Here is a 14,544-nt window from a genome sequence, read left to right as displayed (position 1 = left end):
ACGAGGTATTCGATCGTTGCGCTCACGTCAGCACCGCGACGGCCGACATGGCACAGGTGAAGGTAGCCGGACAAGGAACTGCGGAGCGACGCCTGGTCGCTCGGACCGCTTTAGCAACTGCCGTGCTGGCTGCTGTGGCAACCAGCACGGGATGTGCTCCTTCCCCAGGCGCCCCAGCAGACACCAGCCGCTCGCGCCCCGACGCGGGCACGGCCCTCGCTACTGCCTCACCAGTGGCGCGGCCCTCGGCTGCGGTGTCCGATTGCATGCCCTCGGCAGGCACGGTGGTCTGGTCGAACATCCGGACCCAGGACCAAGTGACCAGCGCGGCCGTCTTCGACAACGGCAAGCTGCGGGATGTCTTGGATCGGCCGCTGAAGCCTCACATCGTCGACGGCGTTGCCCCGTCCCGGTGGCTCACCGTGCTGCAGTCGTCCCTCGGAAGTCGGACTGACCAGGTCCTCGGACCCACGGCGACCAAGCCCGGCCTCGACCAGGTCCACGAAGCGTTCACAACGGATCATGACCGGAGTCGTCAGATCGGCTTCACCACGGTGTCGCGGGTAACCGCCGACTTCACAGTCACGTGTCACGGCGAGCCGGTTCGAGGAGCGCTTGTGTCGTGGTCCGGCGGCGGCGTGGGGGCCGTGCCATGCAACTGGGTCGGCTTGCCGCAGATGCGGCAATACGGTCAGCTAGCGCCGCTGTGCGCACCGACGGTGGACCCGAGCGCCATTAGGGAGCCGATTCTCATCGACAACGCCGGCGCCGACGCAACCGACAACTTGCACGACAACATCGTCGTGAATTGAGCCCAACGGCAGTATCGCCCCGGCCAACTCGGTATGAGAATGGCCGGGGCTTCGGCGTGTCCGCCGGTGTCGCGGTGGCCACCGCCGGTCCGCGCCGGGAGCGAAGCGGCAAGGCGCGGACGGCCGGCCGAAGTGGCCCGCGCGGCGGCCCGCAGGGCCGCCCTTGAAGACGTATAGAAACTTCTCACGCACAGTTTCCCTGTTCGAAATTTCTGTACGAGTTCGAGGCTTCCCTACTGGACTTCGTCAAAGCCAAGCCCCCGACAGTCAGCGCTGGAACCAAACAGTTTGCTACTGGAAGACCTGTCCTCCAGCCTTGAGACCGCCCCACGTCGACGCCGAGGCGATAACTGATTCGGAGGCGAGAAGATATCCCCACCTCTGGTGGACGATTTCCTCAGCGTTTACGGTGCTAACCCAGGCCCTGGCAGCGTCCCGTTTTGCAAGGACAGTCTGGGACGTCATCTCAGAGTCTGCCTTACCTTCGACGATCCAGTGGATACCTTCGCTGTCGATGACTATGAAGTCCGGCTCGTAGATCTTCTGTACCGCTCCCATAAGGTAGGTAATGCGGATTGGGACGGTTTCCTCGATACGCACCCAAGCTTTTACCGCACCGTCCCGTTCGAAGAGTGTCGCAAGAAGGAACTCGGTGGAGTATGCGTCGAAGTCGTTAATCTCGTAGACGGCCTTTTCCCAGCCTGCATACGGATACCAGCGTTCGAAGTCTGCTCGTTTGGTTACGATGTGCCGGTCCGCTGGAGGCCGGGCTTCTACACGGGTCGGCGGTTCGGGCCAGCGTACGAGTTCGACGCTCCTGACTTCACGCGCAGGGCTCGAAGTCCGCTGCGTGTTGATCCATTCGACAAGTCTGGTGGTTGCGAGCCGCCCGTGTTCGGCACGCCACGGGGTTTCCTCGGTGATTCCGGCGCCGTGTAGAAACGCTCGCGCGACAGCGATGGCGGCATTCATCTCTGCGACGGTAGCTTCAACCGCGTTTGTCGCCATGAGCCGGGATACAAGGTCCGTCTCGATGCTGTCAAATGCAATCCTCAACTGGGTTGCGATAACCGTGCCCGCAGCGTCGTGGATAACGACCCGGGTTTGGCCCATTTCGTCCCGTTCAGCGTCGAGAGCTTTCCTTGTCAAGGTAGGCGCGTTATCGTCCGCGAACATGCGACCGAGGGATTCCACGGAATCCAGGTTCACCTGGCCAAGCGAAAAGGGGTCTCGATGCCACGACAACACCACGGTCGGCAGGAACAACGGCACCCGAACACCTCCGGGTTCGCGCGCAGTAAGGGTGCGGCTCAGGATCGCGGACGTCTCCCTAGCGGTGGCGACTCTCGAACCAAGTGTTGCGAGCGACAAGCTCGTATGCGTTGCAGCCGGAGCGTCGGTTGGCTCTCCTAACTCGAACAACGCCACTTGATCGTGGTCAATTGCAGCCGGCCGCGGAAGCCGGATATCCACTGACTCTGCCTGCGAGTAGTCCCCTTGGGGGAGTTCGCCACCCTGCTGGATAGGAACGCCGCTGACATGGCGACCACGGGGTTGGTTCACCACTACCTCTGCCTCATCAACACGATCGCCGAGAGTCTCCTCCAAAAGAACCCTTGCTTGCCGTAAAAGTGCGGAGAATGAGTTATGCGACAGGACCTCGACCGCGTCAAGCATCGGATTTCCAGTACGGGAGCCGAATGGGAGCCGCAGGCCGCGGCCCAGGATTTGTTCGGTCAACAACTGGGACTCCATCGAGCGTACCGATGAGATTACGTAGATATTCTTGACATCCCAACCTTCCTTGAGCATTGACACTGAGACGACGGCGCGAATATTCGAATCTGGGTTTTCAAGAGTGTCAAGCTTACTTAGTGCTTTGTCCGGTTCCTCACACGTGACCAAAAGGATCTGCGATCGCTCTCCGAGCATGTCTTGCCCCGCGAGCATATCGACGTACTCGTTGGCCTCGTCGATGTCCGAGGTGACCAGAAAGAATATGGGCTCGCTATAAGACTTGTGGGTTTGGCGACAGTACGCCCGCATTGCCTCCCGCTTTGCGTCAAGCAGCGTCAGCCCGTCTGCAAGTTGAGTGCGCTTATCCTTGATACCGTCCGAGCGCGACACTAGGACTGGGATCTTCACGTAGCCGTCAGCAATGGCGCCCGAAAGGGGGTAGTGGTACACGCGCTTGTCCAAGGTAGACGGGTGCGGGGTAGCGGTCAGACCCACGAGTGCCATTGGGCGCATGTCGTCGATAGCGGCCTGGAACTTCTTGGCGTTTCCCGAATAGTAAATGTGATGCTCATCCGCAACCACTACAAGGTCTTCACATGCTGTGAGATAGGTATAAAGCGCCTGCCCAAGTGTCTCGTGCGGCCGGTGCGCCCGACGGGCCTCAGCAGAGTCTGGGCGCAGCAGCGACTGGACCGTAAAGACGAACACCTTGAACCTGTTCTCGTCCTCCAACGCGGCGCCGACCTCGCCTCGCTCAAGTGAGTCGAGCGTGATGACCAACGGGTTAGACTGCAGACCGCGAAGATACTTGCGGTGTCCAGGAGTGAGGTTGTCGATGGTCTTCCGTAGGATCGTAGATCCAGGGGTGACGATGACGACGTTCCGCACGCCTGACAGGTAGAGGTAGTCGAGCAAACCCCCGGCGATGTATGTCTTTCCAACCCCGGTGGCAAGGTCCGCGATGAATTCTGATCCTGGGACAGAGGTGTCGAGTGCCCTGGCTAGCGCGTCCAACGCCTGCTGATTTGGCAGCCGCATGTCTAGCATATGTGCAACCTGCTCAACGAGCGTTTCGTCGTATTCGATAATCACTGGGGCACTCCAACTCTGAGCAAACGCTTACGACGCTTCATTGCATCCGACAGCAAGTCGCGGGGCGCCTTCTTGATGCGAGACCCCTTGGACAACTCTGCCAGTGCTTCCTCAGCTCCCGGCAGAACAACCTTGGCAATGATCATGACGCGCTCCCTCTCGCCGAACGCTCCGACGATTTGGCGGACCTCCTCCGCGCCCACCGTGCCATCAATTACCGCCAGACGCATCCGCCCGCGAACGCCACAAAATGGGTTATCGGGCTTCCAGTCGAAGCCCAACTGGCCCGCTACGGCTCGCGAGAACCTCCCATTCGTCGCCCATTCGGAGAGCATCACCCCGAGTTGGGTTGGCTCGTACATTGACGGAGCAATGGATATTGTCCGGAATCCGCCCCCTGACCGCACGCTCGCATCGGTTGCGACAACCTTCAGTCGCCGCCGTAATTCTTTCAACAATGCGCTTGCCGATGCTGCGCTCAACGTATCGAGCGTCGTGTTGTTAAATACCGTGGCAAGATTCCGAACCAGAGCCTTGGCGTCGTCCGTCTTGATGTGCCCGGTAAGTGCTTCATCGACCAGCTGGGTCGACTCCTGAAGACTGATGCCGGTACCGTCGACACCGTCAATTACCTTCATTAGCCGTGGCTTGATGAACGAAGCTGCGTTTTGCTCGCTAATCTCACTTGTTACCCAGCGACGCCCCATTTTGTGGGCGACAGCAGCCGTCGTTCCGGACCCGCCGAAGACATCAAGAACAATCTCGCCTGCATTGGATCCGATATGGATGATTCGCTGTATGAGTCGCTCCGGCTTTGGGGTATCAAAAACGTTCCCCTCCCCGAAAAGGCTTATGATCTCCTTCTTCGCGTCATCGTTGTTTCCGACTTCTTCGTGAGGCCACCAAGTCCACGGAACGAGTCCTTCGTCATCTTTGAGATATTTGATAGTGTTGGGCATTCCGTCACCCTTGAGGCCAAAATACAGCTCGCCGCGTGAGCGCATGGCGTTCATGACTGGTTCCGTAACGGACCATGCCCGACCGTTCTTAGGGCGCACAGTCTTCCCTGACGGGGTAACCACGTCGTAGAACTGGCTTGCGGTGGCATGGCCTCCCTGCACATCCAATGGGATTGGCCGCCAAGGCCCATTTGGATCATCGTTCGGGTTGCGGTACTCCTTGGCTGCGGTGCGCGGAACGCGATTGCGAACGGCTTTCCATCCTGTCGGCCCATTCATCGAATAGACGGTGATGTAGTCGTGAACGGTGCCGACTGCAGGTCGGTTGTCCCTGGAGTACTTTTTTTGCCAAACGACGGTTCCGACAAATTTGTCAGCCCCGAATATCTCGTCCATCAGGCATCTCATCCTGTGTTGCTCAGCATCATCTAGGTGAACCCATATGGACCCGTCGGATGCAAGCAATTCCTTCATCAGCAGGAGTCGATCACGCATGAAAGATAACCACGTGGAATGCTCCATCCAGTCATCGTAGTGGTCGAATGCTTGCCCAGTATTGAACGGCGGGTCGATGTATATGAGCTTCACCTTGCCCCGGTATTCACGGCGGTACTCGGGTACTTCGGCAAGGACGCGTAGCGCATCAAGGCTGTCACCGACGAAAAGCAGGTTGTCGGCGTACGGATTCTGCTCGTTGGTTTCGCCGTACGAGTCAATGAAGTCCGTAAGCCGAACCTCGGAAGAAGCGGGGTGGTTCCGGTCAACCCAGACAGGCTTGCCGGTGTCGTCTTTGGGAACAAGGAGGAACTTCTCCTTGTTCGGCCACCCGAGTTCAAGGCGCTGAGCGTGGCCTTCCGTGTCAACTGTCTGCTGAGTCACGTACATCCTTCTCGACTAGGCTGCATCAGTCGGGGGCGGATGGCCGCGCACCAGCTTCCACGTCACGGTTCAGCCCCGGGCTCTACCGGTACAAACGCCTCGTCCATGAGTTGGCAACTGGGTTACACTCCATCGAGCATTCGAATAATGTCGATGATTCGGCCGGAGCGGGGGTCCGTTCATTCGATCACTGCTCGTTCTGCACGCCCTCGCGCTTAGGCAAGTGGAGCCATCGTCAGTAATGCCCGATGTCCGGTCTCATGACCTGGGCGACAGATTGGTATCAGGACCTGGGCGACACGCCCGACTAGAAAGTTGTTGCCACTGAGTCGGAGGCTAACTCATGCGTCGGCTCCGTCTGGTTGCCCTACAGTTGATCGTCAGGCCTGCCCAACGCGCGGGATTCCGGGTAACCGCGCGTCACTGAACCCAAGGATGGCTGCACCGTTCGAGTCGGGCCAGGCTCCCGTGTTATTCCCCATGCCGTCGACGCGGCGGTTCCGGCTTGCGGGCTTTGAACCGGGCGATGGTGTGGGTGGTGGTGCGGACGACCTCGGTGAGCAGTTGTTCGCCGAGGTAGACGCGGAACGTGGTGTCGGCTTCCTCGATGGTGACGGTCTGGCCGGCGTGGCCGATCCCGACCTGGATCTTCTGCCGGGCGATGCTGACGCTGCCGCGGCAGCTGACCCGACGATCCACGCGCAGCGGCCCGGCAGCGGGTGCCGGGGCGGGGCCAGCAGGTCGGGCGTTGGGGATCCGGGCGACCTGGGCGGGAGTCAGCGGGTTCGGGAGAGTGCGCAGCACTGAGGGGACGGTCGGGGCTCGTCTTGTTCACAGGCTGACTGACGGGTTGCGCAGACGCCACGCGCTGATAGCTGATCATCCGATCGCTCCGGACACGGCACTAACACCCCATCGACAACCCTGCCCTCAAGGGCCACCGTATGGCGATGACCACGCTTCCCGCGGCATGGCAGCAACCGCCCGACGACGGCCGTAGCAGTCGGTCACGTATGAACACCGTCGTGCTGGCCGTGTTTAGCGTTCTCGTTTTCTGCTACGCCTGCTTCTGCTGCGGCGGCGTCGCACTCGCCGTCATTCTCAGCGACAACAAGCCCGACGTCGATGTCACCACGCCGGCTGAGCCATCGCCGTCCACCGCCATTCCCGCGGCAAAGGGGACAGAACGTGCCAATGCCACGGCTGCCAGCCCTCCGGTAACCACTCCTCCTGTTACCACTCCTCCGGTCCCCAACCTTCCGGGTGACGGTATCGATAACAACAACGGCGGTGGGAATTGTTGGTGGGTCAACGGTTACACCCGCCGCGATGGTACCTACGTCCGTGGCCACACGGCCTGTCGCCGTGACGGTGTCGATAACAACAACGGCGGTGGGAATTGTTGGTGGGTCAATGGTTACACCCGCCGCGACGGTACCTACGTCCGTGGCCACACGGCCTGTCGTCACTGAAGGCATCGCCATGGAGGCCAGCAACGCCAACGGTAGTCGGCTTGCTCGGACGAATATCGCGGACTGGGTCTAGGAATGACCGCGGAAGCGCACGGGTCGTCGGCTAATGCCTCGCCTGCTCAGGCTATGCGAACCCACTTTGCGCCGTAGACCTCGACGTGATCGACCCATCGCGGGATCTTCACCGAGCACGAGCGCGCAGCGCCTCCGCGTGGCACCTTCTTCGTGCGCTCGCGCGAGGCCCAGATGGTCGTGGACGGGCCGTCGTCGTAGAGATGCACGTATCCGGACGACGTCCGTGTGGCGCGGTAGGTTGCTCCACGGACCACTGACCCGCGTCGGCGGCCGAAGTTGTCTCGATCGACGCAGCCCTTGCGAACCACGCAGAACGAGTTGGCCGGTAGCTGGCCCTTCGGAGCTGCTGATGCCGGGGATGATGCGACAGGTCCCGAAGTTGCGACCACAACAGCGAGGGCAACCCGTGCGAGTTTCACTGACGGCTCCCCTGACGGTGATGGACCCATGTCAGGTACTTGATCGGTCAACATCATCGATCAACATCATGATGTTGTTCGTGATGTCCCGTGACAGGACAGAGCGTCAGCAGACAGTCAGTAATGCCCGATTGCTCCCTGTTGTGCGCGCTGGCACACCTAGCCATGAGCTACGCACGACTGTTCACAGCGTCCAACGGCGACATCACGACAGTTGGTGGCCTGTTCGAGCCTGAGCCGGCCCCGTTGACTCGGCCGGCGGGTGCCTAGCTCGGGGACTAACGAGAAGCGGAACACCAGACGACCAGGAGGCGAGGCTATTCTGCCCGCACCTCGGTCCCAAAAGTGAGCAGCGGAACGTTGTAAAGCTCGGGATGGGTTGGCCGAGTCATGGTCGGACTCAGAACCTCGACGACCAGCATCTCGACGAGAAACTGGACCCGCGCTTCAAGCAGGTGGCTGGTATGCCCGGTTGCGGATCGCGCCTTCTCTCCCAGCGTCGTGTGGACATGCGGGGTGATCGTGTCTTGTTCGGGATCGTAAGCGAGGGTTCCGCATCCGAATGCCTCGACGTTTGTCAGATGGACACGACTCCATACCGGAGCGTTGGGGTCTTCTAGCTTGTCGCACGTGCCGACGATGGCGGCTTCGGCGAACGCGGCGAGGAACATCGGTATGTAGCCGTGCCGGATCCCCTCGGCCTTGCAGAACGCTGCAAGAGTGGGAAAGAAGTCTTCGCCGTGGTCGAAGGTCACGCCGAAGGTACGGCCGATGGTCAGCTCGGAGCTGCGCAAGAGGTCTCCTGGGTTGGATCGGATGGCGTCACGGCGGCGCGGCCTAGTAGAGGCCAAATGCGGCGACGATCTCGGCGCGTTCGGCCTTGCCGGCCAGCAGCAGGGTCAGCAAGATGCGGGCCTTGTAGGTGTCCAATGAGCCGGCCGAGATGAGACCACGGTCCAGCAGGTCACGCTCGGACCCGGCGAACCCGTAGGTGCTGGCGTGTACGGATCCGGTGCCAGCGCGGGACGTCAGCACGACCGGCACCCGGGCGGCGGCATCCGCCAGGATGGGCACCCAGGCGGCGGGAACGTGCCCGACCCCGAATCCCCCCACGACTAGTCCGTCGACCTGTCCGGCGACGGCGGCCAGCACCCTGCCGTCGTCGCCCAGCACGGCGGGCACGACAGCTACTCCGGGCGGCGAATCCAGTTGGGCGTCGGCGAGCTGGGGGCCGCGGGCGGGGCGCAGCGGGACGTGGACCTGGCCCTCAACGAGATAGCCGATCGGTCCGGGCTGCGAAGTGAACGCGGTGATGCTGCTGGCGTGGGTCTTGCGCACGTACCTGGCGGCATGGATCTCGTCGGCGAACACAACCAGGCAGCCCAGGCCGCGGGCCTTCCGATTGGCCGCGGTGCGCAGTGAGGCGAGCAGGTTCGCCGGGCCGTCCGCGCCGGCGGCGGTCGCGCTGCGCATGGCGCCGGTGATGACGAGCGGGGCGTCACCGGTGTGTAGCAGGTCGAGCAGGAACGCGGTTTCCTCGATCGTGTCCGTGCCTTGGGTCACGACGATGCCGTCCACTCCGTCGGCCACTCGCGCTTTGATATCGGTGGCGAGTGCCCGAAGATCGCCGAAGCTCAGCGACGCGCCCGGCAGGCGGCGGAAGTCGTGAACGTCGACCTCGATGCCGGTCTCAGCGAGGCCGGGTACGGCGGACAGCAGCTCCCTGGCAGACAGAGCCGGGGCCACTCCCCCGCTGGCCTGCGGGGTCATGGCGATGGTCCCGCCCAGCGAGTACAGGGCTATCCGGGCATGCTGCCGTGACGTCACTACGTGTTCCCTTCGGGCTGGTTCAACGACTCGTCGACAAGGAGCCAACGTAGCTGCAGGCGGTGTCCAGCCCGGCGGGTGACACCAGGTGGCTTCGTGTTCGTACCAGTCGTGTGGATCCGTGCTGGCCGAGCTGCCCACATCGGCGAGTGAGCCATGCCCAGTCCAGCTCAAGGTAGTGCGCCAGGGCCTGGAGCCGCATTACCGGGCTCGCACCGTCAATGACCGAGTGGGCGGAGACGTCTCCCGCGACCTCGGTAAATCGGCGAACGACGGTCGTGCGTCCGGTGACGTCGACGTGCCACATGCCGTCGCCACGTACCCAGTTCGCGATGATCGCTTGCTCGTTGGGGGCGACGACGAAACCCTCGATGCTGTCGTACTCCTCGTCAGTAGTGACGCGGACTTCGATGCCGAACGATTCCATCAGCGCGATAGCGAGAAAGAGAAGGATTCGCTCGTACCGTGGGGACTCGCGAACTGCATGCTCAGGAATGCAGAAGGCGCGAACAGCAGATGCGCCCAGCAGCTGAGTCGTCTGCTGTAGGTACCGATACTTGTGGTCGAACAGCAGCCATGCGCTGGCTTCCTCGCCGCGTTGTTCGCGGGTCCAGAAGGTAGGCACCTGGGGAAGGGTGGGAAGTGCACGCAGGATGTGGCGGGCGCAGAAGTCTGATCCGAGCCACATGTGACCTACTTCGGTGAGACCCGGCGCCGCCTCCCGGCTGACCGCTGACGTTGACAGACGTTCGTAGGCGGCGAGATCAGCGCGCGTCTCTTCGAGGGCCTGATCGTCGGCCTGCAACGCGTCATCGAGGTTCGATGCGGCCCACAGCAGTCCATACGTCAGGTCGTCCAGCTCGTAGGCCGACGGAATGGAAACCTCTTTGGCGTTCGGCCGGTGATCACGTAGATCACGCGCGTCGAGAAGAAAGTACCGAGGTGAGTCCCCGTCGGTGTCTGCGCCGACCATCATCTTCCTCTCGGCTCGGCGCGCAAAGCCGTTCGTGCGGGCAACATCGTCGATTGTGGCCCGCACCTTCTTGTCGAGGACGCGGGCCGGGTGCACCTGTACAGAGACCCCGCAGCCCGGCAAGGCCCGGCCACCGGGCAGGAGCACCGTCCAATCGACGCCGTAGTCCGGGACCGGGCGGGATAGCCGCACGCCCGAGAAGTTGCGGGCCACGTAGTCCGCGAAGTTGAACTGATCCTCGCCCGCTGGCACCGGGGCTTGCTGAGCGGCCGCCGCGCCGTCGCGTGGTGCGCTGACGACCTGCCCGAGGACGCCCGCCATGCTGCCAAGAAGGAGGGTCCTTCGGTTCACCTGCGCCCACACGTTGCCCTCCTCATCGACCCGAAGAGTCATCTTCCCGGCCGGGAAGGGCTCCAGGCGGTCGTCTGACGCGTTGTCCGCATGGCCGCCGAAGTTGTCCGCATCCGAAGTCCCGGCACGGCCACGGGCGCCGTGGCGCTGTGCTTCGACCAGAGGCCACAGGCGCGCCAGGGCCCCACTGGTCGCAAGCGCGACGTCGCATGTCTGGGCCAGCTCGCTTGTCGGCCAGCGCTCGGCTTTCTCGATCTTGCCGATCATGTCACCGCTGGCATGAACCATAAGACCAAGGTCATCCTGCGAAAGGCCATGCAGCCTTCGCCAATGCCGCAGCTCCGCGCCGAAGAAGTGGCGCGGCGACAGATGCGGCGACAAGTCTCGCGGTTCCTGGCCCAATCGCGTCACCCCCACTGCGATGCGGACATCTCGTGGCCTGCGGTGTTGTCCACATGACTCTATGGCAATCGATGGCTGTGCGGCGTCAACTAGGAGTGTGCATCGATCAACGACGGTTCGAAACTCTTTGCGGGGAGGGATGGCACTGATGCGGACAGGCGGAGGCTCGCCGGTGGCACTCTCTCGCCGGAATCTAGTCGCTGGCGGTGCGTCGAGCGGATCGTGCGCCGTCGCGCTTCGGCCCGGGAGCGGCCGGCGGGATGCCGTGCTCACGTGCAATCTTCCGAATGTACGCACCAGTGAACGGCGAGAGGCGTTCCACCTCCGATGGGCCGAGGCCGGCGCGCAGTGCGGCGATCACAGCGTCGATCACCGCTTGGCGGGCTTCCTCGTGGGCAGCCTCTGTCCGTCCGTAGCGCCTAGTCGCAGCGGCTAGGCCGTCTCGGGGATCAACCACAAACGAAGGGTATCGCAACCCGCTTGCGCAACCCGGAGAGGTATCGATACAGTGTTGCGCAACTAAGTTGCGCAACAGGAGGGAGGAAAGAATGGCAAGCCTGTTCCGCGACCGCCCAGTAGGCGCGATCACGATCGTGGAGACGCCGGTATCGCAGTGGTACGCGCGCAAGGCGCGAGTCACGGTGGCGGTGGTCGGAGTCGCAGTCGATGCCGTGGTGACTGCGGTGTTGTCGGTGTTCTGCCCGCTGCTGCTGGCGGTGGCGTTGGGTGCGTTGGCAGGGCTGGCCTGCGGCGTGCTTGCTGGCGTGCTGGTTCGGGTGTGGCCGGTGCTGCGGGTGCTGTGGTGGTGGTCGTTCGAGATCGCGTCTGCTGCCCTCGTGGTCGGCGGCCCGGTGACCGTCGCTCACCTGGCAGGCCGCTGGGTGGCCCTGGCGGTCGTGGTGTTGGTTCCTGCGCTGGCCGTGGTCGTCGGGCCGGTGCGCCGGTTGCTGGCCATGTGGTCCTGGGTGCCGGTAGTGCGGCATCGGCTGCGGCTGTGTTTCGCCGGGATCGTGCGGGGCGCAGGTGGTGTCCGGCCGGGCTCGTTGCCGCTGGTGTTGTGGTCGCGGCCGACGCCGGCCGGTGAGCGGGTGTGGCTGTGGCTGCGGCCGGGTCTGGAACTGGCGGACCTGGACGGCAAGGCGGGCCGGATCGCGGTGGCGTGCTGGGCCAAACAGGTCCGGATCCTGCCCGCCTCGGACCGGTACGCGGCCCTGCTCCGTGTCGATGTCGCTCGCCGTGACCCGCTCGCGGGCCGCGTCGAATCGCCGCTGGTCCTCCTGATCCCCGGTTTGCGGGAGAAGTACCTGGCGGAGGTGCCGGTGTCGCCGGGCATGCCGCCGGTCGGTCTGGAACTGGCCGACATTCCTGAACCTCCGGCTCCCGAACCGCGTGGTGGTCGCCGATGACCGCCGAGCACGTGGTGCCGGATGTCCTGTCCCAGCATGCGCCATCACCAGTAGAGGAGTGAATCGAGATGGCGAACGAAACTCAGGTCACGGTGGTCGGGAACATGGTCGCCGACCCGGAACTGCGGTTCCTGGAGAACGGCACCGGGATGGTGAAGTTCACCGTCGCCTCCACCCCGCGCACATTGGATCGGCAGACGGGGCAGTGGAAGGACGGCGACCCGCTGTTCCTGACCTGCACCGCCTGGCGGGACATGGCCGAGCACATCGCGGAGTCGTTGACCAAGGGCACCCGGGTGATCGTCACCGGCCGGCTGAAGTTGTCGCGGTGGGAGACCGAGCTGGGCGAGAAGCGTTCCGCGTACGGCCTGGACGTCGACGAGGTCGGCCCCAGCCTGCGCTGGGCGCAGGTCAAGGTCAACCGGATGACCCGCACCAAGAACGGCGGTGACGGGTTCACCCCGGCCGACGTGCCCGACGACGCCTGGAACGCCGCCAGCCCCGCCCCGACCACGACGTCGGTGGGGTGACCGGCATGGACGACCCGAACACCTGGAAGCCAGGCAAGGGCCTGCTGGCCACACCCGACGACACCGCGCTCGTGCAGGCTCCGCACCTGGACGACGCCACCGTCCGGCTGGTCCACCGCAACGTGCTGATCGGCGGCATGCCGGGTGCCGGCAAGACGGGGCTGCTCAACCTGTTGACCCTGCGCGACGCGCTCGCCTCCGACGAGGCAGGTACGGCAGGCGGGGTGGCGGGCGACCCGGACCGGGAGGCATGAAGTGGCTCCTGTCCTGGTCGCGCACACCGCCTCCGGCACGGTGCCGGTCGGCCCGACCTTGTCGATCTTCGACCCGGTGCATATCGGGATCGACGAGTTCGGGCAGCCGAAGCGGGTGCCGCTGATCTACCGCAACATGCTGATCGGCGGCGAACCCGGCTCCGGCAAGTCCGGCCTGCTCAACGCGGTGGTTGCGCACGCGGCGCTGTCGTTGGACTGCCGGTTGTGCCTGCTCGACGGCAAACGCGTCGAGTTGGGGCAGTGGCGCAAGTGTGCGGACGCGTTCGTCGGCCCGGACATCGCCGCCGCTTTGGCGTTGTTGAAGCGGCTGCAGCAGATGATGGACAAGCGGTACGACTACCTGGAGGACTGCGACCGCCGGAAGATCACACCCCAGGATGTGTTCACGGCGTATCTGGTCGCGATCGATGAGATCGCCTACTTCTCCGCCACGGTCGGCTCCAAGCAGCAGCGCGAAGAGTTCTCCGTGCTGCTGCGCGACCTGGTCGCCCGCGGCCGAGCGGTCGGCCTCATCGTCGTCGCCGCCACCCAACGCCCGTCCTCGGACATCATCCCGACCAGTCTGCGGGATCTGTTCGCGTGGCGATTCGCCGGCCGCTGCACCAACGACAGCTCGTCGGACATCGTGCTCGGACACGGCTGGGCGAACAAGGGCTGGTCAGCGAACATCGTCAGCCCGAACAACCCCGGCGCCGGCCTGTTGATCGCCGAGAACGGCGCCCCCGAACTGGTCAAGGTCGCCTACCTCGACGACCACACCTGCGCCGCCATCGCCGCCTACGCCGCCGAACTACGCGCCGCCTACGCCGCCGAACTACGCGCCGCCGTCGCCGCCGGCGACCGCCCGGCCCTGCGGTCGGTCCCGGACGCGGCCTGACCTCGGCGCACCCCGACCACCCCGGAACCCCTCCGGGCTGGAACCCCCCACCTATCGAAGGAGACCAACGCTATGAGTCGACGACTTCCGGCCACCCGGCCACCCGCGCCGCGGGTCATCCACTACGTCGACCAGGCCACTGCGGCCGAGCTGGCGTACCCGATGAACCCGGCGCAGCTCGCCGCCCGGCAGCGCCAGCAGCAAGCCTCCTACCGGCGTTGGAAGACCCGGCAGCAGGCCATCGCCGCCCGCGACCGCAAGGTCCGCCGGTTCTGGCTCGGCTTCGGCGCGGTCATCGGCCTCGCCGCCCTCGCCGCGCTCGTGACGGCGGGCTGGCTGCTGTGGACCGCCGTGGGCCTCGGCGTCCTCGCCATTCCCCTGCTCGCGGCAGCCGTTACGGCGCTCGCGGTCGGCGGGCACCGCTGCATCACCGTCGTGCAGCACTGGCACTGATGGCC

Annotated in this window: 13 protein-coding genes; 7 read left to right on the top strand and 6 right to left on the bottom strand. The window is 64.0% G+C overall.

Going from position 1 to position 14,544, the window contains the following annotated elements; genetic code table 11:
- Positions 1-317: 317 nt before the first annotated feature.
- Positions 318-812, top strand: coding sequence for a hypothetical protein (locus tag ACMCNO_RS26020; RefSeq protein WP_412752068.1), 495 nt, complete (start codon positions 318-320; stop codon positions 810-812).
- Between the two features lie 291 nt (positions 813-1,103).
- Here ACMCNO_RS26020 and ACMCNO_RS26015 read toward each other — a convergent pair whose 3' ends face one another.
- The 3 genes from ACMCNO_RS26015 to ACMCNO_RS26005 form a co-directional block, all read right to left on the bottom strand.
- Positions 1,104-3,641: a DEAD/DEAH box helicase gene (locus ACMCNO_RS26015; protein ID WP_412752067.1), complete on the bottom strand. Its 2,538-nt coding sequence runs from the start codon at positions 3,639-3,641 to the stop codon at positions 1,104-1,106.
- A complete protein-coding gene (locus tag ACMCNO_RS26010; protein WP_412752066.1) occupies positions 3,638-5,479 on the bottom strand; it encodes a site-specific DNA-methyltransferase in 1,842 nt (613 codons plus the stop codon). Before ACMCNO_RS26010 ends, ACMCNO_RS26015 begins: the two co-directional genes overlap by 4 nt.
- Positions 5,480-5,950: 471 nt before the next feature.
- On the bottom strand, positions 5,951-6,283 hold the full coding sequence (locus ACMCNO_RS26005; RefSeq protein WP_412752065.1) for a hypothetical protein: 333 nt from the start codon (positions 6,281-6,283) through the stop codon (positions 5,951-5,953).
- Positions 6,284-6,429: 146 nt separating this feature from the next.
- On the opposite strand from ACMCNO_RS26005, the gene ACMCNO_RS26000 reads away from it, so the two are divergent.
- Positions 6,430-6,951: a hypothetical protein gene (locus ACMCNO_RS26000; RefSeq protein ID WP_412752064.1), complete on the top strand. Its 522-nt coding sequence runs from the start codon at positions 6,430-6,432 to the stop codon at positions 6,949-6,951.
- Positions 6,952-7,762: 811 nt separating this feature from the next.
- On the opposite strand, the gene ACMCNO_RS25995 is transcribed toward ACMCNO_RS26000, so the two are convergent.
- From ACMCNO_RS25995 to ACMCNO_RS25985, 3 genes are read right to left on the bottom strand one after another with little or no spacing between them, the layout of a single operon-like run.
- Positions 7,763-8,239, bottom strand: a complete 477-nt coding sequence (locus ACMCNO_RS25995; protein ID WP_412752063.1) for a PPC domain-containing DNA-binding protein — start codon at positions 8,237-8,239, stop codon at positions 7,763-7,765.
- Positions 8,240-8,282: 43 nt separating this feature from the next.
- Positions 8,283-9,272, bottom strand: coding sequence for an asparaginase (locus ACMCNO_RS25990; protein WP_412752062.1), 990 nt, complete (start codon positions 9,270-9,272; stop codon positions 8,283-8,285).
- A gap of 22 nt (positions 9,273-9,294) precedes the next feature.
- Positions 9,295-10,977 (bottom strand): helix-turn-helix transcriptional regulator, encoded by a 1,683-nt coding sequence (locus ACMCNO_RS25985; RefSeq protein ID WP_412752061.1) that lies wholly within the window; start codon positions 10,975-10,977, stop codon positions 9,295-9,297.
- 569 nt (positions 10,978-11,546) lie between these two features.
- On the opposite strand from ACMCNO_RS25985, the gene ACMCNO_RS25980 reads away from it, so the two are divergent.
- From ACMCNO_RS25980 to ACMCNO_RS25960, 5 genes are all read left to right on the top strand, one after another.
- Positions 11,547-12,404, top strand: a complete 858-nt coding sequence (locus ACMCNO_RS25980; RefSeq protein ID WP_412752060.1) for a hypothetical protein — start codon at positions 11,547-11,549, stop codon at positions 12,402-12,404.
- A gap of 68 nt (positions 12,405-12,472) precedes the next feature.
- Positions 12,473-12,934 carry a single-stranded DNA-binding protein gene (locus tag ACMCNO_RS25975; protein ID WP_412752059.1) on the top strand — a complete coding sequence of 154 codons (462 nt, stop codon included), beginning with the start codon at positions 12,473-12,475 and terminating at the stop codon, positions 12,932-12,934.
- A 5-nt stretch (positions 12,935-12,939) separates the two neighbouring features.
- Positions 12,940-13,188 carry a hypothetical protein gene (locus ACMCNO_RS25970; protein ID WP_412752058.1) on the top strand — a complete coding sequence of 83 codons (249 nt, stop codon included), beginning with the start codon at positions 12,940-12,942 and terminating at the stop codon, positions 13,186-13,188.
- A 1-nt stretch (position 13,189) separates the two neighbouring features.
- Positions 13,190-14,086 (top strand): FtsK/SpoIIIE domain-containing protein, encoded by an 897-nt coding sequence (locus ACMCNO_RS25965; protein ID WP_412752057.1) that lies wholly within the window; start codon positions 13,190-13,192, stop codon positions 14,084-14,086.
- Between the two features lie 72 nt (positions 14,087-14,158).
- A complete protein-coding gene (locus ACMCNO_RS25960; RefSeq protein ID WP_412752056.1) occupies positions 14,159-14,539 on the top strand; it encodes a hypothetical protein in 381 nt (126 codons plus the stop codon).
- Positions 14,540-14,544 lie beyond the last annotated feature (5 nt).

This window comes from Krasilnikovia sp. M28-CT-15, assembly GCF_047159595.1.
GTDB lineage: Bacteria > Actinomycetota > Actinomycetes > Mycobacteriales > Micromonosporaceae > Actinoplanes.
Note: the sequence above shows the minus strand (reverse complement) of the source record. Positions and strands in the feature narration are given on the sequence as shown.